The sequence below is a fragment of the Paraliomyxa miuraensis genome, assembly GCF_026337845.1.
Lineage (GTDB): Bacteria > Myxococcota_A > Polyangia > Nannocystales > Nannocystaceae > Paraliomyxa > Paraliomyxa miuraensis.
Window position 1 is genome coordinate 112,562 of sequence record NZ_JAOVZF010000140.1, and the last position, 19,166, is coordinate 131,727.

Annotated in this window: 18 protein-coding genes, 2 tRNA genes and 1 other RNA gene; 16 read left to right on the plus strand and 5 right to left on the minus strand. The window is 68.8% G+C overall.

Annotated elements, in window-relative coordinates:
* Positions 1-163 precede the first annotated feature (163 nt).
* Complete coding sequence (locus OEB96_RS08545) at positions 164-397, plus strand: RNA recognition motif domain-containing protein (protein ID WP_266215000.1); 234 nt, start codon at positions 164-166, stop codon at positions 395-397.
* On the opposite strand, the gene OEB96_RS08550 is transcribed toward OEB96_RS08545, so the two are convergent.
* On the minus strand, positions 394-930 hold the full coding sequence (locus OEB96_RS08550) for a hypothetical protein (protein ID WP_266215001.1): 537 nt from the start codon (positions 928-930) through the stop codon (positions 394-396). The genes OEB96_RS08545 and OEB96_RS08550 overlap by 4 nt on opposite strands.
* A 487-nt stretch (positions 931-1,417) precedes the next feature.
* Here OEB96_RS08550 and OEB96_RS08555 point away from each other — a divergent pair, with 487 nt between their 5' ends.
* From OEB96_RS08555 to OEB96_RS08575, 5 genes are all read left to right on the plus strand, one after another.
* Positions 1,418-2,623 carry an SGNH/GDSL hydrolase family protein gene (locus tag OEB96_RS08555; RefSeq protein ID WP_266215002.1) on the plus strand — a complete coding sequence of 402 codons (1,206 nt, stop codon included), beginning with the start codon at positions 1,418-1,420 and terminating at the stop codon, positions 2,621-2,623.
* A 79-nt stretch (positions 2,624-2,702) separates the two neighbouring features.
* Positions 2,703-5,942, plus strand: a complete 3,240-nt coding sequence (locus OEB96_RS08560) for an NAD(P)-binding protein (protein ID WP_266215003.1) — start codon at positions 2,703-2,705, stop codon at positions 5,940-5,942.
* A gap of 577 nt (positions 5,943-6,519) precedes the next feature.
* Entirely contained in the window at positions 6,520-7,458 is a 939-nt protein-coding gene (locus OEB96_RS08565) for an SMP-30/gluconolactonase/LRE family protein (RefSeq protein ID WP_266215004.1), read from the plus strand.
* A 104-nt stretch (positions 7,459-7,562) separates the two neighbouring features.
* On the plus strand, positions 7,563-8,030 hold the full coding sequence (locus OEB96_RS08570) for a hypothetical protein (RefSeq protein ID WP_266215005.1): 468 nt from the start codon (positions 7,563-7,565) through the stop codon (positions 8,028-8,030).
* A gap of 78 nt (positions 8,031-8,108) precedes the next feature.
* A complete protein-coding gene (locus OEB96_RS08575; protein ID WP_266215006.1) occupies positions 8,109-9,692 on the plus strand; it encodes a peptide MFS transporter in 1,584 nt (527 codons plus the stop codon).
* Between the two features lie 66 nt (positions 9,693-9,758).
* Here OEB96_RS08575 and OEB96_RS08580 read toward each other — a convergent pair whose 3' ends face one another.
* Positions 9,759-10,430 carry a hypothetical protein gene (locus tag OEB96_RS08580; RefSeq protein WP_266215007.1) on the minus strand — a complete coding sequence of 224 codons (672 nt, stop codon included), beginning with the start codon at positions 10,428-10,430 and terminating at the stop codon, positions 9,759-9,761.
* Positions 10,431-10,709: 279 nt separating this feature from the next.
* Between OEB96_RS08580 and OEB96_RS08585 the strand changes: the two genes are divergently transcribed.
* Together OEB96_RS08585 and OEB96_RS08590 are read left to right on the plus strand one after the other, a co-directional pair.
* Entirely contained in the window at positions 10,710-11,327 is a 618-nt protein-coding gene (locus tag OEB96_RS08585; protein WP_266215008.1) for an AgmX/PglI C-terminal domain-containing protein, read from the plus strand.
* Positions 11,328-11,563: 236 nt separating this feature from the next.
* Positions 11,564-11,929 carry a c-type cytochrome gene (locus tag OEB96_RS08590; protein ID WP_266215009.1) on the plus strand — a complete coding sequence of 122 codons (366 nt, stop codon included), beginning with the start codon at positions 11,564-11,566 and terminating at the stop codon, positions 11,927-11,929.
* 8 nt (positions 11,930-11,937) lie between these two features.
* Here OEB96_RS08590 and ffs read toward each other — a convergent pair.
* The 3 genes from ffs to OEB96_RS08605 all read right to left on the minus strand — a co-directional run bounded on the left by ffs (position 11,938) and on the right by OEB96_RS08605 (position 12,357).
* Positions 11,938-12,026: signal recognition particle sRNA small type (ffs, locus tag OEB96_RS08595), an RNA gene on the minus strand.
* Positions 12,027-12,087: 61 nt separating this feature from the next.
* A tRNA-Ser gene (locus OEB96_RS08600) sits at positions 12,088-12,175 on the minus strand.
* A gap of 93 nt (positions 12,176-12,268) precedes the next feature.
* A tRNA-Ser gene (locus OEB96_RS08605) sits at positions 12,269-12,357 on the minus strand.
* A 181-nt stretch (positions 12,358-12,538) separates the two neighbouring features.
* Between OEB96_RS08605 and OEB96_RS08610 the strand changes: the two genes are divergently transcribed.
* The 8 genes from OEB96_RS08610 (at position 12,539) to OEB96_RS08645 (ending at position 19,161) form a co-directional block, all read left to right on the plus strand.
* Positions 12,539-14,503, plus strand: a complete 1,965-nt coding sequence (locus OEB96_RS08610) for a RecQ family ATP-dependent DNA helicase (protein ID WP_266215010.1) — start codon at positions 12,539-12,541, stop codon at positions 14,501-14,503.
* Positions 14,504-14,564: 61 nt separating this feature from the next.
* Positions 14,565-16,178 (plus strand): AIPR family protein, encoded by a 1,614-nt coding sequence (locus OEB96_RS08615; RefSeq protein ID WP_266215012.1) that lies wholly within the window; start codon positions 14,565-14,567, stop codon positions 16,176-16,178.
* Positions 16,163-16,318, plus strand: coding sequence for a hypothetical protein (locus tag OEB96_RS08620; protein WP_266215013.1), 156 nt, complete (start codon positions 16,163-16,165; stop codon positions 16,316-16,318). The genes OEB96_RS08615 and OEB96_RS08620 overlap by 16 nt, the downstream gene beginning before the upstream one ends.
* Positions 16,319-16,459: 141 nt before the next feature.
* Positions 16,460-16,699, plus strand: coding sequence for a hypothetical protein (locus OEB96_RS08625; RefSeq protein ID WP_266215014.1), 240 nt, complete (start codon positions 16,460-16,462; stop codon positions 16,697-16,699).
* 34 nt (positions 16,700-16,733) lie between these two features.
* A complete protein-coding gene (locus OEB96_RS08630) occupies positions 16,734-17,168 on the plus strand; it encodes a hypothetical protein (RefSeq protein ID WP_266215015.1) in 435 nt (144 codons plus the stop codon).
* 45 nt (positions 17,169-17,213) lie between these two features.
* A complete protein-coding gene (locus OEB96_RS08635) occupies positions 17,214-17,435 on the plus strand; it encodes a hypothetical protein (RefSeq protein ID WP_266215016.1) in 222 nt (73 codons plus the stop codon).
* On the plus strand, positions 17,432-18,439 hold the full coding sequence (locus OEB96_RS08640; RefSeq protein ID WP_266215017.1) for an NAD(P)H-dependent flavin oxidoreductase: 1,008 nt from the start codon (positions 17,432-17,434) through the stop codon (positions 18,437-18,439). Before OEB96_RS08635 ends, OEB96_RS08640 begins: the two co-directional genes overlap by 4 nt.
* Positions 18,440-18,567: 128 nt before the next feature.
* Entirely contained in the window at positions 18,568-19,161 is a 594-nt protein-coding gene (locus OEB96_RS08645) for a hypothetical protein (protein ID WP_266215018.1), read from the plus strand.
* The last annotated feature ends 5 nt before the right edge of the window (positions 19,162-19,166 follow it).

Consider the following 19,166-nt stretch of genomic DNA (forward strand, 5'->3'; position numbering starts at 1 on the left):
CGGCCATCAGGCCGGACCTATGGGCCGGTACGGGCCGGCGCTTCCGTGGCCCAAACGGCCCCATTGGCTCGTGGGATGCCGCAGCGAGGTCGAATTTCCCCCTTGGGACCGTGGCCAACCCGCAAGGGAATCGCTTATGTTGGTGTACGCGGAGGTTGTACCAATGCACACCCTCTTCATCGGTGGCCTGCCCCCTGATGCGAGCGCGGAAACCCTGCACCGGCTGTTTGGAGATCTCTCGGGGCTTCGAGCCGTGCGTGTGGTCACGGATGAAGGCGGCGGCTGCCGAGGATTCGGCTACGTCACCTTCGACAATCGCGAGGCCGTGCTCGCGGCGCGAAATCGCAACGGAACTCCGCTGGGCGAGCGACGGCTTCGGGTGGCGATTGCCCGCTAGAGCGGGTACTCGAGCTCGGCGCCCTTGACCTCGGCCCCCAAGAAGTCCTGCGTGGTGATGCACTGCGAATTCGCGGGCATGGGGCAGCCGGGACCCGAGCACTCCTGAGTGATGGTGGTCTCGGCGCTGCCGCTGATCTTCGCTCCCTTGATCTCCACGTCCACGACGGTGTCGGTGGTGACGGTCAGCGTGGTGTCGGCGGCGATCGTCATCACGTCGACCGAATTGCCCTTGAACGAGTACTCCGAGCCGTTCTGGGTGCCCTCGAGCGAGACCCCCGCGATGTCCATGAAGAACGTGTCGCTGTCGGCGGCAAAGATCGCGAAGGTGAGCCCGGTGCGGAAGGTGGTGCTGTCGCCGGTCACGTCCACGCCCGGATCGCTGGGGTAGCAGCCCGAGCTCTGGTCGGCCTCGGCCTGCGCCACGCGATAGATCTTGTACTGACCCGGCGTCATGCAGGTCGCGGTCATGGCCGAGAGTCCGGCCACCAGGCAGAGCGAGCGACGGCCGCCAAGGAAGGTTCTCCGCTTCATGGGGGGAAGGCTGCCATAGGAGGACCGCCGTCGCCCAATGATCGGCCTCGAACGCCGGCTCTTGCCGCCGACGGGTGTTCGGCCGGGTCGGCCCGATGGAGCCAAGCCCACATCGGCTGCAACGAATCCGGCCGGTGGCCGATGAGAGCAGCATGGGCCCCTGGCTGACGACCCTGTGGCTGCGGATGCTGCTGGCAGCACCCGCGTGTGTGAGCGACTGCGAGGCGCACTGCGAGGAATGCGTGCCCGAGTGCCTCGAACCGTGCGAGGAGGGCTGCCGCGGCCCCGATTGCCGTATTCGCTGTGCCAACGCCTGTGCGCGCACGTGCCGAGGTTGCGCTCGCTTCTGCCGGGAGCGCCTGGCCTGCCCTCGGGCCTGCACTGCGCCGTCGCGCGTGCGAGCCCGCGCGCGGGCGCCAGGGAGGGCTGCCTGGCGGGCACGCGGGCCCCGACGTTAGGGTTCATCCGACCAACGTCGTCTCGACTCATGCGCACCGTCATCGTCTCCCTCTGGGTCGCGTCGCTGCTCGTCACCGCGTGCTACTCGGGCCTCGCCGGCTCCGACCCCACCACCGAGACCGACGCCGAGGGCAGCACCGGCACCACCACCGACGCCCCCGCCGATGGCTCGAGCACCGTGGCCTCGACGACGAGCACCACCGTCGATCCCGATGGCACCACCACCGTCGATCCCGACGGCACCACCGACGAGTCCACCGGCGCGCCGCCGGCCGAGCCGGGGATCCACTGGGTCGGTCGCTTCGACGACACCGATCCCGCCGGGGTGCGCATGGGCTGGTCGGGGGTGGGGCTGGTCGCTCGCTTCGACGGCACCGGGGCCACCGTGCGCATGGACGACGCGGGGCGCTACTTCACGGTGCTCGTCGACGGGATGCTCCAGCCCACCTTGGCCACGTCGACGGGCATGCAGGACTACGTGCTCGCCTCGGGCCTGCCGGCGGGCGAGCACGTGATCGAGCTCTACCGGCGCACCGAGGGCTCGTTCGGTCCCACCGTGATCGAGCAGGTGACGATCGACGGCGAGCTGCTCGCTCCGCCCCCCGTGGCCCGACGCATGGAGATCATCGGTGACTCCATCTCCTGCGGCTATGGCAACGAGGGCGTGTCGCCATGCAGCTTCAGCGCCCAGACCGAGAATCACTACATGACCTACGGAGCCATCGCCGCACGCGCGGTGGGGGCCGAGCTGCACACCGTGGCCTGGTCGGGCAAGGGCATGGTCTACAACTTCGGCGATGACGTGAACCAGCCGCTGCCCGAGCTCTACGACCGCACCATCGCCTCGAGCGGCGATCCCTGGAGCTTCGACTGGCAGCCCGACGTCGTCGCCGTGAACCTGGGCACCAACGACTTCAGCACCGACGGCGATCCTCCCCAGCCGCTGTTCACCGACGCCTACGTGGAATTCCTCGGGCACCTGCGCGACGTGTATCCAGGCGCGTTCCTCCTGGTGCTGCAGCCCTCGCTGTTCGGCGCCGAGAACGACATGGTCCAGGGCTACCTGATGGACGTGGTGGCGCAGGTCCAGGCGGGTGGCGACTCCAACGTGGCCTACGCCGACGTCAACGTGACGTGGATCGGCTCGGGCTGCGACGGGCACCCCACCGTGGCCACCCACGAGGGCATGGCGGGACGCTTGGTGCAAGAGCTGCAAGCCCACCTCGGATGGTGAGCCACCCCCGAAATCGTCGACGATCGCCTCGGCGTGCGCGCGCAAGCCCGGCCGAGGCCGTATGATCCGATTCGCCGCCATGCCGATCGACCCCAGCGATCTCGTCGACATCGTCACCAGCCTCGCCATCGACGGGAGCACCGACCACCTGGACCGGCTCTCGTCGGCCGTGGGGCTCGACGTCTCCGGCTTTGGTCGAGGCGAAGGCGAGCTCGATGCGGTGGTGATGGTGCTCTTGCTCCCCAGGTCGCGGGTGCAGGCGATGCTGCCGCTGGGGCTGGAGCTGGCTCCCAACCCGCTGTCGCCCCCCGACGCGCACCCCGTGTTCGTCCAGCTCTCGCACGATCGCTTCTCCTTCGGCGACATGGACTACGACGAGACGATGCTGGGCGTGCCCTACGTGCAGCTCTCCACGTTCGATGCCCCACGGCGGGGGCCGTTCGTCTACATGCCCCGGCTGTACCTGAACGCCGAGCTCCCGCGGCGGCTGGGGGTGTACCTCTACGGCTACGAGAAGCTCGAGGCCGTCATCGACCGCGAGCTCCCCGAGCTCGGAGCCACCGCGGGCACCGGCCACTACCGCGTGCGCGCCCCCGGGGGCGCGCCGCTGTGCGAGGCCACGATCACCCCCGAGGGCCCCATGGCCGCGCCGAGCTCGGTGCCCGCCTTCGCCAAGGTGCGTCAGCTGTTCGAGATGCCGCTCATCTCGCAGTCGCGGCGGATCTGGGATCCCGATGCGGCGCGCTCCAAGACCCTCAGCGCATTCCTGGCCAGCAATCTGGTCTACCACTTCGATGCTCCCGACGCGCAGCTCCAGCCGGTCGGCGTGAAGCTGCGGATCCATCCCTCGTTCACGCCCGCGGGCCTGGCCGGGGAGCACCACGCCTCGTCGCTGCTCGCGACCACGCTGGGAGCATTCCGCGTGCGCGTGCGGCTGGGCGTGGCCCTGCCCACCTCTCCCGCCACGCTGCGCTACCCCGTGCCCAAGCCATCCCGGCGTCAGCGGGTGCTGGTGCTCGGCGGGGGCCCGGCCGCCTGCGCGGCCGCCTACTGGCTGGCCCGGCAAAAGGAGCGCTACGAGGTGCACCTGTACACCCAGGGCTTTCGCCTGGGCGGCAAGTGTGCCGCCGGCCGCAACCCCCGGGCCAACATGCGCATCGAGGAGCACGGCCTGCATGCGTTCCTGGGCCACTACGAGAACGCCTTTCGCACCATGCGAAGCGTGTATCAGACCGCCGGGATCCCGCTCGAGCGCGATGGTGAGCCGTTTGGCGGGGCGTTCATCGGCTCCAACCAGAACGGCCTGATGATCGAGCTCGACGGCCAGTGGAAGTACTTCCGCACCCCGCTCAAGACCAACGACCGCGTGCCCGGCCGCGTGCCCGAGGACGCCCGAGCCGACGACGACCAGGACCTGTCGGTCGCGGCCCAGCCCACCATGGCCGGCATGGGCGAGCTGATGGTGGCCGCGTTTGCCCATGCGGCGCGCCAGACCCACTTGATGCACGAGCGCAACGCCGAGGCCAGCCGTCGGCTCGCCAGGGAGGTGCGCGCGCCCGAGAACGAGGGCGTGGTGCGTCGCTTGATCGATCGCATCAAGGACAAGGTCGTCGAGGTCGGCGAGAGCATCTCCGATGCCGTGACCAGGGAGCCACCCGAGCTGCTGCAGTTCATCGGCCGCTACCTCGAGGACCGCGCCGAGGTGGAGATCGGCGAGTGGCTGGCCGAGGGCCGCGATGGCCCCCTGAGCACGGTGCTGCGGTTTTGTCGGCTGGTCGTGTCCATCCTCGATCGCAACGTGGCCAAGCACCCCGGGGACGACGAGGTCTGGTACCGCTGGATGAACCTCAGCACCATCCTCACCGCGATCGCGGGGATCATCGAGGACCGGGTCACGCACCTGTCGCAGCTCGATGGCGAGGACGCCTGGCACTGGATGAAGCGGCATGGCCTCGACCCGCGCCTGCTGCCCGAGGAGCTGCGAGATCCCGCGGATCGATCCGTGCCGGGCGGTCAGCCCAATGGCTCCCCCGCGCTCGCGGGCGTCTACGAGACCCTCTTTGCCCACAGCAAGGATCGCGCCGCTCCCCGCGAGATGGCGACCGGAGTGGCGCTGCGCTGGATGTTCCTCACCGCGCTCGGCTACGCCGGCCATCCCGCCTACTTCTTCCGCTACTCCGCGCCCCAGACGCTGATGACGCCCTACTACCGGGCGCTCACCGAGGCGCTCGGGGCCAAGGTCCACTTCTTCCACCGGGTCACCGAGCTCGTGGTCGAGGGCACGGGACCAGAGCGTCGGCTGGTGTCCGTCAAGCTCCAGCGCCAGGCCACCGTCGCGGCGGGCTCCGATGCCTACGATCCATTCCTGCCCGACCCGCCCGCGAGCAATCCCGCCGATCAGCCGCCCTGGCCGATCGAGCCCAACTACGATCAGCTCGTCGAGGGCGAGGCGCTGCGCGAGCAGAAGGTCGACCTCGAGAGCCCCTACGACCCCTGGCCCGGGGTCGGCGAGGTGGAGCTGCGCTCGGGCGAGGACTTCGACGTGTGCATCCTGGGCATCCCCATCGGGGCGCTGCCGCCGATCACCCGCGCGCTGTGGAGCCCCGACTCGTCCTCGCACGACCCGCGCTGGACGCGGATGCTCGAGGACATGGCCGTCATCCAGACCCTCTCCATGCAGCTTTGGTTCGACGTGCCCGAGTCCGAGCTCTACACGGTGGGGGCCGACGTCGACGGCTACACCGGCGAGGGGCGGGGCCTATTGACCGGCTACGTCAATCCCGAGCCCAGCATGGGGGACGAGACCCACCTGATTCCCTACGAGGGCTGGCCCAAGGACCGCCTGCCCAAGTTCCTCGCCTACCACACCGGCTCGTACGAGGCGGTCAGCGCGTTCGGCTTCCCTCCGTACGACGACCACGAGTACCCCGCCCGGCGCGACGCATGGTGGCGAGCCGAGGCTCGCACGTGGCTCGAGCACCACCACGCGGGGTTCTACGACCGGGCTCCGCGCAGCTGGCCGGCGTTCCTCGCGTGCCTGTCGCGGCCGAGCGAGAGCAGCCCCAACGCCGATCGTCTCGACGTGCAGTACTTCAACTCCGGCGCCTTGCCCTCGGACCACTACGTGCTCAGCCAGCCCAAGGGCATGAAGGCGCGCATGGGGCAGATGGACTCGGGGGTGGCCGATCTCTACCTGTGCGGTGACTGGACCCGGACCGATCTGAGCTGCGGGTGCGTGGAGGCGGCCACGCAGTCGGGCATGCTGGTGGCGCGAGCGCTCAGCGGACACCCGGTGTTCGTGTGGCACCCGGGGTTCTGAGCGGATCGACCGCCTTCATTCCACCGGTCCAATTCGTTACCCATGGTCCGGGATTGTACTGACACCGTGTGCATACTTCGGCGCCCGTAGCGGCGCGAGGCGATGCACTCCATCGACCGGTGCTCGGCGGATCTTCGTGTATTTCGAGGAGTGAGTAGTCATCCCTACCTTCGAAGCGGCGATGCGTAGTGCTCGATGTGCGACGGCGGCCGGAACCCACCCGCACGACCACACTCTCGCGCTTCGTGCCAGCTCTTTTCTCGAAATTCATGCTTGAGGCCGGTCCCCCAGGCGCTAGCTTGAACGAGTACCCGCCGAGCGAAACTGCCCCCTCGCCGGTCTTCGTCAAGGAATCCTTCGGCTCGAGCGTGTTGGCTCGATCCCTCATGGTTTGCCTTCGAATGCTCGAGACATCGACGGTCACGAGCGCTCGAGGATCTCCATAAGAGTTGGATGCGCGTGTTCCGGTCTCGCACGAGGTGAGCACGGCGTGCGTCCAGTGACCAACGCAAGGAACAGCATGGTCCAAGTGTGCCGTCTCTCATTTCGCCCCTCATTCCTTCCCACGCTTCTGCTGATGGCCGCGAGCTCGTGGTCGTCCACCGCCTGGGCCGACGAGCTCACGCCCGAGGTCGTGGCGACCTTCGATCCCGCCTCGCTCGAGGTTCCCGAGAGCATCGCCACCGACTACTTCGGCAATCTCTACATCAGCCTCGCGCTGACCGGCGAGGTTCGCCGCATCGACCCCTCGGGTGACGTCGATACCATTACGGAGCTGCCCATCGACATCCCGCTCGAGCCTTGTTTCGACTTCATCGCGGGCCAGACGGGCATCACGTACACCCCCTGGGGTCTCTACGTGAACGTCAACTCCTGCGATCTGCAGGACCGCGGCATCTGGTGGGTCTCGCCATGGACCGGCAGTGTCGCCAAGATCGCCAGCCTGCCTCCCGAGGTGTTCGCCAATGGCATCGCCCATCGCTTCGGCTTCCTCTACGTGGCCGACTCGTTCTCCGGCCGAATCCTGCGGACGCCGGTGTGGGGTGGGTCGGTCTCGGTGTGGGTGGACGATCCCCTGCTCGATCCGGTTCCCAATCCCATTGCTCCCATCGGGCCCAACGGGGTGCAGTTCTACGACGACGAGTTGTACGTCTCGAATTCGTCGACCGGGCAGATCGTCGCGTTCGAGGTCGCGCCCAACCAGAGTGCCGGGGCCTCTCGCGTGCACGCCACGCTCGAGACGTCGTGCGACGACTTTGCGTTCGATCTCTACGGGACGCTCTACTGCGGTCCCAACCTGGTGAACTCCATCGTCGTCGTCCATCCCGACGGCGAGGCCGAGGTGGTGCTCTCCGGCGACGAGTTCCTCGACGGGCCGTCGTCGATGGCCTTCGGCCGCTTGTGGGACAGCCACACGCTCTACATCAACAACGCCTCGTTCCCGTTCTACCCCAACAATGGCAGCCCGAGCGTGATCGCGGTCGAGCTCGAGGTTCCGGGGTACCCCTTCCGTTGATGCTCGCGGGTGGTCGGGGCTGGTGACCGCCGCTCGCGACCACGATTCCGCGCGGCGCCGCGGTGCCGGCGTAAGCCGCCTCGCTCGCCCCCGTTGAGGGGGGCATGGCCCCGTGCTGGCTCTCGACCCATCGCCTCGTGGCGTTCTTGTTGGTGACGCCGGCCTGCGCCGATGACGACGGTGACGACCCTTCGGGCGAGCAGGAGAGCGAGGGCATGGACGAAGGCCAGCCGGCCGAGACCTGCATCGAGGGATGCAATCCGCTCGAGCAAGATTGCGGGCCCGGGAGGGCGTGCCTGCCCGACCAGCTCGGCTTTGGCTGCGCGACCGTGCAGGGGACGATCGACGGCATCCGCCGCGGCCTCCACGATGCGTGCGAGGTGGGCTCCCAGACGTGTGACGCGGGCCTCGTATGTCTGCAGGTGGCCGTGCCCGGGTGCGTCGGTGGCAGCGGGTGCTGCGTGGCCATCTGCGACATGACCGATCCAGAGTGTACGGACGGCACCATGTGCTACCCGTTCTTCGAGGCCTCCGCGATGTGCTTCGAGAACGTTGGCGCCTGCGTGCTCTGAGCGGCCGAGGGGCGCCCGCTCGTGGCCGCTTTGGTCGGCCGACACTCCCCGGCCCAATGGCGCTACTCTGTCGGGCGCTTGGCCACCGCAACCGGTCCCGATCCCTCCCGCGACTTCCTCGGCCACCCCAAGGGCCTGTTCGTCTGCTTCCTGACCGAGATGTGGGAGCGCTTCTCGTTCTACGGGATGAAGGCGCTGCTCTTTCTCTACCTGACCAAGCACCACCTCTACGCCGACGACGACGGCTACCTCCTGCTGGGCACCTACGCGGGCCTGGCCTATGCGCTGCCGCTGCTCGGCGGCACGCTGGCCGATCGCCACCTCGGCATGCGCAAGGCGGTGGTGCTCGGGGGCCTGCTGCTCGTGTTCGGGCAGCTCGGCATGGCCTACACGGGCACGCCCGCCTCGGGCATCCAGGGCAGCGCCAGCCAGGACGCGCTGGCGCTGCAGGTGATGTATGCGTCGCTGGCCCTCATCGCGGTGGGGGTGGGCCTGCTCAAGCCGAACATCTCCACCATCGTGGGGCGGCTCTACCCCGAGGGCGACCCGCGGCGCGAGTCGGGCTTCACGCTGTTCTACATGGGCATCAACGTGGGCGCGGCGCTCTCGTCGCTGGTGGTGGCCTACGTGGGCGAGCGGATCGGCTGGGGCTACGGCTTCGGCCTCTCGGGCGTGATGATGGCGCTGGGCCTGCTGCAGTTCCTGTGGGGGCAGAGGCACCTGCAAGGCCACGCCGAGCCGCCCGATCCGCAGGCCCTGCGCGCACCCGTGGTGGCCGGGCTCTCGCGCGAGCGGTTGATTCAGCTCGGGGCCCTGGTCACCACGGTCGTGGTCTGGTGGGTGCTGCAGACCAAGCTCGACTTCTCGTTCCTGGGCGCGATGTTCGACGGCCACGAGGTCACGCTCACCGAGGTGGTGGCGGTGGTGATGGGCATCGTGCTGATGATCTGGTTCATGCGCTTCCTGGCCTCGGGCATCACGGCGGCCGAGCGCGGGCGGATGATCGTGCTGATGCTGCTCATCGGCACCAGCGCGCTGTTCTGGGGGCTCTACGAGCAGAGCTACGGCACCTGGGTGGCGTTCGCCGAGCGCGTCATGGACCGCACCACCTTCGGCATGGAGTGGACGGCGGGGCAGACCACCTCGATCGGGGCGATCTTCGTGATCGCCTTCAGCCCCGTGTTCGCGTGGCTGTGGCCGCGATTGGACGCGATCGGCAGGAACCCCAGCCTGCCCGCCAAGTTCGGCTGGGGCCTGGTGTTCGTGGGGCTGGCGATGGGGATCCTGATGCTGTCGACCCGCAGCACCGATGCCTCGGGTCTGGTGAGCCTTTGGTGGATGATCGCCGCCTACGCCGTGATGGTGATGGGCGAGATGGTGCTGTCGCCCATCGGGCTCTCGGCCGTCACCACCTTGTCGGTCCCGCGCGTGGTGGGGCTGATGATGGGCGCGTGGTTCTTGTTCTCGGCGTTCGGCGAGATGATCGCGGGACGCTTTGGCACGTGGGCCGCGATCGCACCCGGACCCGACGGGACGATCGACGCCGCGAAGGCGCTCTTGGTCTACGACGGGGTATTCGGGCAGCTGATGTGGATCGGGCTGGGCTCGGGCGTGCTGCTGCTGCTCGCGTCGCGGTGGCTCGATCGACTGGTGCGACGCTGAGCCGCGCGGCCCGTCCATCCGACTGGGCCTCGACTGGACCTCGACTGGGCCCCGATTGGGCGCCGTCTACCCGACCTGGCAGCAGAAGTTGCAATCGCAGGTGGGCGTGCCCATGCCGCCGCAGGCCCCGTTGCCGTTCCACTCGCAGTTGGCCGCGCCCCAGCCCTGGCCGTTGGCGTAGTCGCCACACGACACGTCGCCCGCCTGCCCGCAGAACTCGCAGCAGAACGTGCAATCGGTGGTGGGGGTGCCCATGCCGTTGCACTGCGAGCCGCCGCCGCTCTGGCAGCGCCAGTACATCCAGCCCTCCTGGGCGGCGAGCTGATCGCAGGTGAGCATGGGCGGCGGTGGGTCGCCGCTGCTGTCGCCGGGCTCGCCCGTGGGATCGCCCGTGGTGGGGCCACCCGGGCACGCGGGATCGTTGCACGTCATCGCCAGATCCACGCAGTCCTGGTTCCACACGCTCTGGCAGCACGAGGTCTGGATCGCGCACACGCAGCTCTCGGTTTGGGGGTTGCCGCAGCCCGGGGTGGGTGCGACCTGACAGCAGCTGGCATCGGGGGGCGCAGTCCCGGTCCCCTCGGCCGAGGCCACGCTGCTCACCCCATCGTCGCTCGTGGTGGTGCTGGTGGCCGGGGGATCGTCGGTCTCGGTGCCGTCCCCATGGGTGGGATCGAACGCAGAGCCCTGGCTGCCTCCGGGGCTGCCTCCCCCGGCACACGCGAGGACGACGGCCATTCCCACGAGGGCAGTACGGCTCGCGACCGCGAGCGCCCAACGACCGAGCCCAAGGGCGTGCATGGCTCGCAGTATGTCAGGCTCCCCGATGCCCTCGCCACCGCAACGGCGCCCGTGGCTACCGTGATTTCGTGCGAATTCGACCATGCGCGCCAGGGATGGCGGCGCACCCTCGCGCCAGGCTCGCGGCCGAGATTGCCCCCGTTGCGAACCTTTTGCTCCGGCCCCGTTTCCAAGCCGTCGCCGCCCGCGAGGGGCACGAAAGAGGAGCTGGAAGCGATGTCGAATTCACAGAAGTCCCCCGTTTGGTTGTTCATGGCGGCCACGGCGATGGCCACCACCGTCTCCACCCTGGCCGCGACCGCGATGGTGAAGGCCGATGCCTCCGAGCCGGTCGAGGTGGCCTGCGCCTGCCAGACCCCGGCCCCCGTCGTGCAAGCGCCCGCGCCCGCGGAGGCGCCGGCCTGCGAAGCTCCGGCCCCGGCGACGCCCGAGGAGCTGACGCCCGAGGAGCTGACGCCCGAGGAGGCCCCCGAGCAAGAGCAGCGCGTCACCACGCCCAAGCGAGGGCAGCACACCGTCACGCCCTCGGCTTCGGTCGAGGGCGCGCTCGACAAGGACATCATTCGGCGGATCGTCCGCGCGCACATCAACGAGATCCGCTACTGCTACAACGAGGGCTTGCAGCGCAACGAAGACCTGGCCGGCCGGGTGGCGATCCAGTTCACGGTGGGCAAGGAGGGCAAGGTCACCTCGTCCCATGTGTCCGAGGACAGCCTCGACGACGAGGCCGTCTCCAGCTGCATGGCCGAGGCGGTCGGTCGATGGATGTTCCCCCGCCCGGCCGACGGCGAGGACGTGGTGATCACCTACCCGTTCGTGCTCGAGCCGGGCTGATCCCCCGACCGCCACACACGACCCGCTTGCCGACCCCCGACGACGCCCCTCGCGTCGCTCGGGGGTTGGCGCGTGAGGGGCACGCCGACGCGGGCATCGCCGAGATGGGTGGCCGACCGTCGTCGTGCAAGGAATGCGCAAACCGCACCCTGTTCTTCGGCTGAAGGTGCAGTAGAACAGCGTTGCCCCGGGCAGGACGTCGACGGTTTCCGATCCCGGGACGGGAGTACCGCATCATGAACAAGCTCGTGTTCTTCTCGACCATGTCCCTGCTGGTGCTCGCGTGCGGTGGCGGAGACGAGAGCAAGGCCGATCCCGCCGTCGTTGCCGAGGCGGAGAAGGTCTGGAAGGAGAAGTGCGTGACCTGTCACGGCGATCGAGGCATGGGTGATGGACCCGGAGCGGCCGCGCTGAACCCCAAGCCACGCACCTTCAAGGATCCCCGTTGGCAGATGCAGACCAAGGACGAGCGCATCGCCAAGGTGATCGTGGAAGGGGGCAAGTCGGTGGGCCTGTCGGAGGGGATGGCGCCCAATCCCGAGCTGGCCGACAAGCCCGAGGTCGTCGCCGAGCTGGTCAAGAAGATCCGCGGCTTCAGGTAGCCGGAACGAAAAGTGCCCCGAGCACCCGGTGCCTCCGCTACCGCTGCTACCTTCCGGTCCTGACGGGGTTCACGAAGGAACCGTCGCTCGGGGCATGAGGGCCCTCCTCGAGAGGGGGCAATCACGCTGGCGCGACGTCTTTGGCTTCACACCACACGTGGCGGAGAGGGCGGGATTCGAACCCGCGGTAGGTTTCCCTACACAGCATTTCCAATGCTGCACCTTCAGCCACTCGGACACCTCTCCGTGCGGTCGTGGGATGCGGGAACGCGTCGTGCGGGGTGACCGACTCCTGAATCGGGGGAAACGGGACGGGCGCTCTTGGCCCGCGAGCAGAGTTGGCGGAGAGGGTGGGATTCGAACCCACGGAGGCTATTAACCTCACCAGATTTCGAGTCTGGCACCATCGACCACTCGGACACCTCTCCGTGGTGCTTGGGGCTGCGGACCATACCAGGATCGCGGGGGCAGGCAAGGTCTATGTCCAGCCGTGGGCCGACCGGCGAGAGGATCCCCCGACCCTAGGCCAGCGCCCAACGCGCAGATGACGATTGTCTGCAACGGAAGGGCACGAGTGGCCGAGTGAGTCGGGTAGTGTTCCTCTCCAACGTGCCCCCCTCCCTCCCCGTCGACCTCGATGCCGGCCTGCGGCGTCTGGGCTACGAGCAGTTCCGTCCCGGCCAGCGCGACGCCGTGCGGGCCGTCCTCGACGTGGGTCGCCTGTTGCTCGTTGCGCCCACCGGAGGCGGCAAGAGCCTCACCTACCAGCTCCCGGCCACCTTGCTGCCGGGGGTGGCCCTGGTGGTCTCCCCGCTCATCGCGCTGATGGCCGATCAGGTGCAGAGCCTGGGCGAGCGCGGGGTTCGGGCCACCTATCTGGCCGCGACCCTGGGCGGCGACGAGCTGCGCAAGCGCATGGCCCAGGTGGCCGAGGGGGCCCACGACCTGGTCTACGTCTCGCCCGAGCGCCTGGCCTTCCCGGGCTTTCGGGGCCTGATCTCGCAGCTCCCGCTGTCGCTGGTCGCGGTCGACGAGGCGCACTGCATCAGCGAGTGGGGCCACGACTTTCGCCCCGAGTACCTGCAGATCGGCGAGCTGCTGCGCGAGCTCCGGCCGCCGCGGGTGATGGCCTGCACCGCCACCGCCACCCCGGTGGTGCGCGACGAGATCCTCGACCGCCTGGGCCTGCCCGCCGACACCCCGCAGCTGGTGCGGGGCTTTGCCCGCCCCAACCTCGCCCTGCGGGTGATCGAGATCGGCCGCCCTCGCGAGCGGGCGCTCCACGTCGACCAGGCGCTGGCCGAGGTGCTGGGCAAGCCCTCGGCGGCTCGGAGCGCTTCCGATGGGGCCGCGACCCGGGGTGGCACCGCGATCGTCTACGCGCCCACCCGCAAGACCTGCGAGGCCGAGGCCGAGCGCTTGGGGAGCCAGGGCTGGCGCGCCGCGGCCTACCACGCGGGTCTCACCGGCCCGCAGCGCGACAAGGCCCAGCGCGCCTTCATGAGCGATCGGCTCGACGTGGTGGTCGCCACCAACGCGTTCGGCATGGGCATCGATCGCGCCGACGTCCGCGCCGTGATCCACCTCGCGCCTCCCGGCTCGATCGAGGCCTACTACCAAGAGGTCGGCCGTGCCGGTCGCGACGGCCAGCCCGCGGTGGGCGTGATGATGTTGGCCACCCAGGACATCGCGCTGCGCCGCCGCTTGCTCGAGCGCGACGTGGACGGGGTGTTCCCCGATCCGGCCGTGGTCGAGCACAAGTGGGGCCTGTTCCTCGAGCTGATGCGCTGGGCCGAGGGCGGAAGCTGCCGCCACGACACCATCTTGCGCTACTTCGGGGACGACGACGCCGAGCTGACCGGCTGCGGCCACTGCGACGTGTGTCGCTCGCTCGGGGACGACGAGGCGCCCGACCCCGAGGAGGTGAGCATGCTGGTGCGCAAGGCTCTCTCGGGGGTGGCGCGGGTGCACCGGCGCTTTGGGCTGCACGCGGCGGTCAAGCTGCTGCGGGGCGTCGACGATCCACGGCTTGCCCGCTCGGGGCTCTCGAGCACGCGAACCTTCGGGATCTTGAGCGATCGCAGCGAGGACTGGGTGACCCGGCTGGTGCGGCGCTGCGTGACCGCGGGGTGGGTGGACTTCCACGGGCAGGAGCACCCGGTGCTGCTGCTGACCTCGCAGGGGCACGCGGTGATGACGGGGCAGCAGGCGGCGAAGATCTTGCTGCCGGACGACGAGCGGGCGCGATCCGGCGGGCGCTCGGGCTCGTCGCGAGCGGCCAATACCGGCCGCCCGAGCGAGGGCAAGGCCGCCAACGCCGGCGCCAACGCGGTGGTGATCGAGCTCGACGACGAGGGCGAGACGATCTTCGCCGCGCTGCGGGCCTACCGAATGGAGCGAGCGCGAGCCGACGGCGTGCCGCCCTATGTGGTGGCGAGCGATCGGACCTTGCGAGAGATCGCGATCCTTCGGCCGCACAGCCTCGATGAGCTCGCGCAGGCGCATGGGATCGGGCCGACCAAGCTCGAGCGCTACGGCGAGGCACTGCTCGACGTGGTCGCGAAGGCGGGGTGAGACCGAGGAGCCCACAGCGCCGCTTTCGCGTGACCCGCGGATCCGCGCTAGCATGCGGTCGATGGCCACCGACCTCGATGCCGGGATCATCGACCAGCGGGTGCGCGGGCTCGTGGAGACCTACGGAGCCCGGCTGGCGCAGCGCGGCAAGGACGATCCGGCGCGCCGGGCGTCCAACGCGTTCTGTGCGCTGTGCGTGGCAACCCTGCTCGACCTCGAGCTCGACGAGGCGGTCGCCACGCTGACCGATGGTGGTGAGGACGGCGGCGTGGATGCGATCCACGTTGCGAGCCTGCGCGACGACCAACCGCTGGTGACCCTGTTCCAGGCCAAGTACGAGCAGAAGACGCTCGCGGGCCGCAGCGGCTTTCCGGCGGCGGAAATCCCCAAGCTCATCGAGACGATCCGCACGATCTTCGATCCCGACAAGCCACTGTCGAAGATGAAGGACATCGAGGCGGTGGTGGAGGAGATCCGCTCGCGCATGCGCGAAGGGGCAATCCCGACCATTCGCGTGGTGCTGTGCAACAACGGTCCCCGCTGGGGGCCCGATGGAGACGCGCGCATCGAGGCCGCCGGTTTTCCGGTGGACGAGGTGCAGTGGCTGCACCTGGACCACCGCCGGCTGGTCTCGCTCTTTCGCTCGCAGAAGTCGATCGATGCGATCCTCGACTTCCACGGCGCCGCCCATCACGAGGACCTCAGCTTCCGGCGGGTGTTCGTCGGCAAGGTCCCGGTCACCACCATCGCCGAGCTGATGAGCACGCACGGAGACCTGCTCCTCGATCGCAACATTCGCCGCTTCCTGGGCCCGTCCAACCGGGTCAACTCCCGCATCGCCCAGACGCTGCGATCGCCGGAGGAGCGCCAGAACTTCTATTTCTACAACAACGGGCTGACGATGATCTGCCGCCGGCTCTCGTTCAGCTCGCTTCGTCAGAACAACTACCAGGTCAAGGTCGAGGGCCTACAGATCATCAACGGCGGGCAGACTTGCAAGACGATCCAGCAGGTGCTGGGCGAGCCCACCCAGCAGGAGCCGAGCGAGGCGCCCAATCGGGTGTCTTTCGACGACACGTTCGTGATGGTGCGCCTCTACCAGCTCGGCGAGGACGATGGGCACCTCGGGCACGCGATCACCTACGCCACGAACAACCAAACTCCCGTCGAGCTCCAGGATCTCCGCGCCAACGACGAGCTCCAGCAGCGCCTGGCCCTCGATCTCGCCGAGCTCGGCTACACCTACAAGACCAAGCGCGACAACCACCCGGCCAGCGAGACGACGATCACGTCCAAGCAGGCAGCCATCGCCGTGCTGACGATCTGGCGGCGCCAGCCCCATCTGGCGCGCTTCGCCGAGAGCCGGCTGTTCGATCACTACTACCCGCGGATCTTCACCAAGAAGCTCAACGGAGCGCAGGTAGTGCTCGCAACGAGGATCTTCGCCGACGTGGAGCAGATGCTCGAGAGGTCGTCCGAGCCCAAGCCATTCGTGCCCTACGCAACTCACTACGTGGCGATGGCCTGCGGCGTCCAGCTGCTCATGGGGCACACGGGAAACCCGCTCGCGGAGAACCCGGACATCATCGATCATCGCAGCCTTCCGTCGTTGCTCGAGGCGGGTCGAGCCAGAAGGCGCTCCTGGTCGGAAGTACGATCGTGCTCGTCGAGCTGACCCTGGCCAAGCTCGGAGTCGGCGAGTCTTCGAGCCTCCAGCGCGTGGCCGCGCAGTTCCGACGAGCCGACCTTCTCGATGCCATTCTCCAGTCCATTCGGGAGCGGCTCGCGCAGCGCGCTCCCGACTCCCGAGCCTAGCGAGACGCCGGGCCACCACGACCTAGCCGCGGCATGAGGACCTGATCCAGGCGTGGCCGCGTTGCCCACGCCTGACACGGATCCCCGATGGACCCTCGCCGAGATGGTGTGAGAGGCGCCGAGTACTATAATCTCCACCCGATGGACGACGATGCGGAGGCACGCCGCAGGGCGCGAAGCAGCTGGCCCATTCGCAGGTTCGAGCTGGGCGCCGAGCCCAGCGACGATCTCAGCGCGACGACGACGGTGGAGCAACGCCTTGCGATGATGTGGCCGCTGGCCGTGCGCGCGTGGACGCTGGCGGGTCGCGAGATCCCGCGCTACGCCCGCTCCGAGATGCCGGGCCGCATCATCCGACCTCCGGCCAGCGAGGCCTCGTGACCACCCCGGCCGGCCGGACCGACGACTACATCACATGCTCCGCGCTCTGGTCGAGTCCGGTGCCGAATTCCTCATCGTGGGTGCCCACGCAATGGCCGCTCACGGCGTCGCCCGAGCCACCGTGGACCTCGACATCTACGTACGAGCGTCGGCCGAGAACGCACCGCGGGTGATTGCAGCCCTACGTGCCTTTGGAGCGCCGCTCAACACCCATGACGTGACCACCGAGGACTTCGAGCACCCAGGCACCGTATATCAACTCGGACTTCCGCCCAACCGGATCGATCTCCTCACACGAATCAGCGGTGTGGGCTTCGAGGATGCTTGGGCCTCTCGGATCGTGACGAGGGTTGGTGACCTCGAGATCCCCATCATCGGGCGTGGCCCGCTGCTCGTGAACAAGCGCGCATCGGGTCGAGACAAGGACCTCGTGGATGTTCGGCTGCTCGAGACGAGCGACGGAACCTGACCCCTTGTCCCGTCGTTGCTCGCCGTGCCAGCATCGGCGCACGCCATGTACGCATTCTTCAAGCTCCTGCTGTACCTCGGGGTCGTGGCGGGGATCTCCGGGTTCGTCTACCCCCGGGTCAGCGACCACCCTGCGATCGCCAACGCCAACCTGCCGCCCGAGATGCCGCGCTACCTGTCGTTCGGCGGCCTGGGGCTCATCGTGATCGGACTGGCCGGGCGCACGGCCACCAAGCCGGCGGAGTCCGAGACGGCGGAGTGGAAGTGAGCGAGGGGCTGGCCGACACCGCGCTCACCCGCGACGCGGGCATCGAGGTGCCGCTCCTGTGCGGCGCGATGTACCCGTGCAGCAACCCCGAGCTGGTCGCCGCGGCCTCGGACGCGGGCGGCATGGGGATCATCCAGCCGATCTCCATGACCTACGTGCATGGCCACGACCTGCGCGAGGGCATCCGGTTGATCCGCGGGATCACCCCCAAGCCGATCGGCTTCAACGCGATCGTCGAGCAGTCGGCCAAGCTCTACCTCGATCGCATGCGCGGGTGGATCGACGTGGCGCTCGAGGAAGGGGTGCGCTTCTTCATCACCGCGCTGGGCAATCCGCGCTGGGTGGTGGAGCGCGTGCATGCAGTCGGCGGGATCGTCTACCACGACGTCACCACCCGCACCCACGCCCAAAAGGCGCTCGATGGCGGAGTCGACGGGCTCATCTGCGTCAACCGCCGCGCAGGCGGACACGCGGGCACCACCGAGCCCCGAGCGCTCCACGACGAGCTGCGCGACCTCGGCGTGCCGCTGGTCTGCGCCGGTGGCATCGGCGATCCGAGCGCGTTCGTCGAGGCCCTGCGCATGGGCTACGCGGGGGTGCAGCTGGGCACCCGCTTCATTGCCACCACCGAGTGCAAGGCCCACCCCGACTACAAGGCGGCGATCGTGCGGGCCAAGGCCGAGGACATCGTGCTCACCGAGAAGATCTCCGGGGTGCCGGTGGCGGTGATCGAGACCGAGCACATCCGCAAGGTGGGCACCAAGGCCGGCCCCGTGATGCGCCGCATGCTTCGACACCCCAAGCTCAAGCACTACGCGCGCATGTTCTACTCGGTGCAGTCGCTGTGGCAGCTCAAGCGCGCCTCGCTACAGGGCATGAACTATCGCGACTACTTCCAGGCCGGCCAGAGCGTCGAGGGGATCGACGAGGTCCTCCCGGCGGGCGAGGTGGTGCGACGCTTTGCCGCAGCTCTGCGGCCCAGCGCTCGGTCCGCCGACGCGTGAATTTCGGCCCGCAGCCGCCCCTTTGGAGCGGTCTGGGCCCGTGGAGCGGTCGTGGATCCTGCGACCGCTCCACGCCCGTGCCTCGCATTCGCATTGTCGGCGTCAGCGCCCGAGACTACCGTTCCGCCATGGCTCGCCCTTCGCTGCTCTTCAGTCTCGGCCTTGGCCTCCTGCTCGGCATGGCCGGCAACGCGTGCACCAACGATCCCGAGGTGAACCCCGATGCATGCGGGATGATCACCGACGCGTGCCACGCCAAGGACGACGGCAGCGATCCCGTGATCAACGGCTGCCACTCCAGCGCGCACGACGGCAACGACGAGGCCTGCACCAACGACCTCCAGATGTGCCTCGACGTCTGCAACGCGGCGCCCGACGTGGGCACGGGCGATCACGACTCGGGCGATCACGACTCGGGCGACCACGGCACGGGCGATCACGGCTCGGGCGACCACGGCTCGGGCGATCACGGCACCACGGGCGCCGATGGCTCGACCTCGCACGGAACCGACTCGCACGGAACCGACTCGCACGGCTCGACCTCGCACGGCTCCTCGACGGGGGCCGACGACTCGAGCCAGGCCAACTGCGACGAGCTGGCCTCCACCTGCCACGACGTGGCCGACGCGGTCGGCATGATGTGCCACGACATCGGCCACGACGGCGACGAGGCGGCGTGCGCCAAGGCCTGGGTGGAGTGCATCGAGCACTGCACGGCGTGACCGAC

Coding starts and splice junctions, on each gene's coding strand:
- OEB96_RS08560 (WP_266215003.1), top strand. CDS start 2,703: ATGCCGATCGACCCCAGCGATCTCGTCGACATCGTCACCAGCCTCGCC.
- OEB96_RS08565 (WP_266215004.1), top strand. CDS start 6,520: ATGGCCGCGAGCTCGTGGTCGTCCACCGCCTGGGCCGACGAGCTCACG.
- OEB96_RS08645 (WP_266215018.1), top strand. CDS start 18,568: ATGGCTCGCCCTTCGCTGCTCTTCAGTCTCGGCCTTGGCCTCCTGCTC.
- OEB96_RS08570 (WP_266215005.1), top strand. CDS start 7,563: ATGGCCCCGTGCTGGCTCTCGACCCATCGCCTCGTGGCGTTCTTGTTG.
- OEB96_RS08615 (WP_266215012.1), top strand. CDS start 14,565: ATGGCCACCGACCTCGATGCCGGGATCATCGACCAGCGGGTGCGCGGG.
- OEB96_RS08580 (WP_266215007.1), bottom strand. CDS start 10,430: ATGGCCGTCGTCCTCGCGTGTGCCGGGGGAGGCAGCCCCGGAGGCAGC.
- OEB96_RS08545 (WP_266215000.1), top strand. CDS start 164: ATGCACACCCTCTTCATCGGTGGCCTGCCCCCTGATGCGAGCGCGGAA.
- OEB96_RS08635 (WP_266215016.1), top strand. CDS start 17,214: ATGTACGCATTCTTCAAGCTCCTGCTGTACCTCGGGGTCGTGGCGGGG.
- OEB96_RS08630 (WP_266215015.1), top strand. CDS start 16,734: ATGCTCCGCGCTCTGGTCGAGTCCGGTGCCGAATTCCTCATCGTGGGT.
- OEB96_RS08585 (WP_266215008.1), top strand. CDS start 10,710: ATGTCGAATTCACAGAAGTCCCCCGTTTGGTTGTTCATGGCGGCCACG.
- OEB96_RS08625 (WP_266215014.1), top strand. CDS start 16,460: ATGGACGACGATGCGGAGGCACGCCGCAGGGCGCGAAGCAGCTGGCCC.
- OEB96_RS08590 (WP_266215009.1), top strand. CDS start 11,564: ATGAACAAGCTCGTGTTCTTCTCGACCATGTCCCTGCTGGTGCTCGCG.
- OEB96_RS08555 (WP_266215002.1), top strand. CDS start 1,418: ATGCGCACCGTCATCGTCTCCCTCTGGGTCGCGTCGCTGCTCGTCACC.
- OEB96_RS08550 (WP_266215001.1), bottom strand. CDS start 930: ATGAAGCGGAGAACCTTCCTTGGCGGCCGTCGCTCGCTCTGCCTGGTG.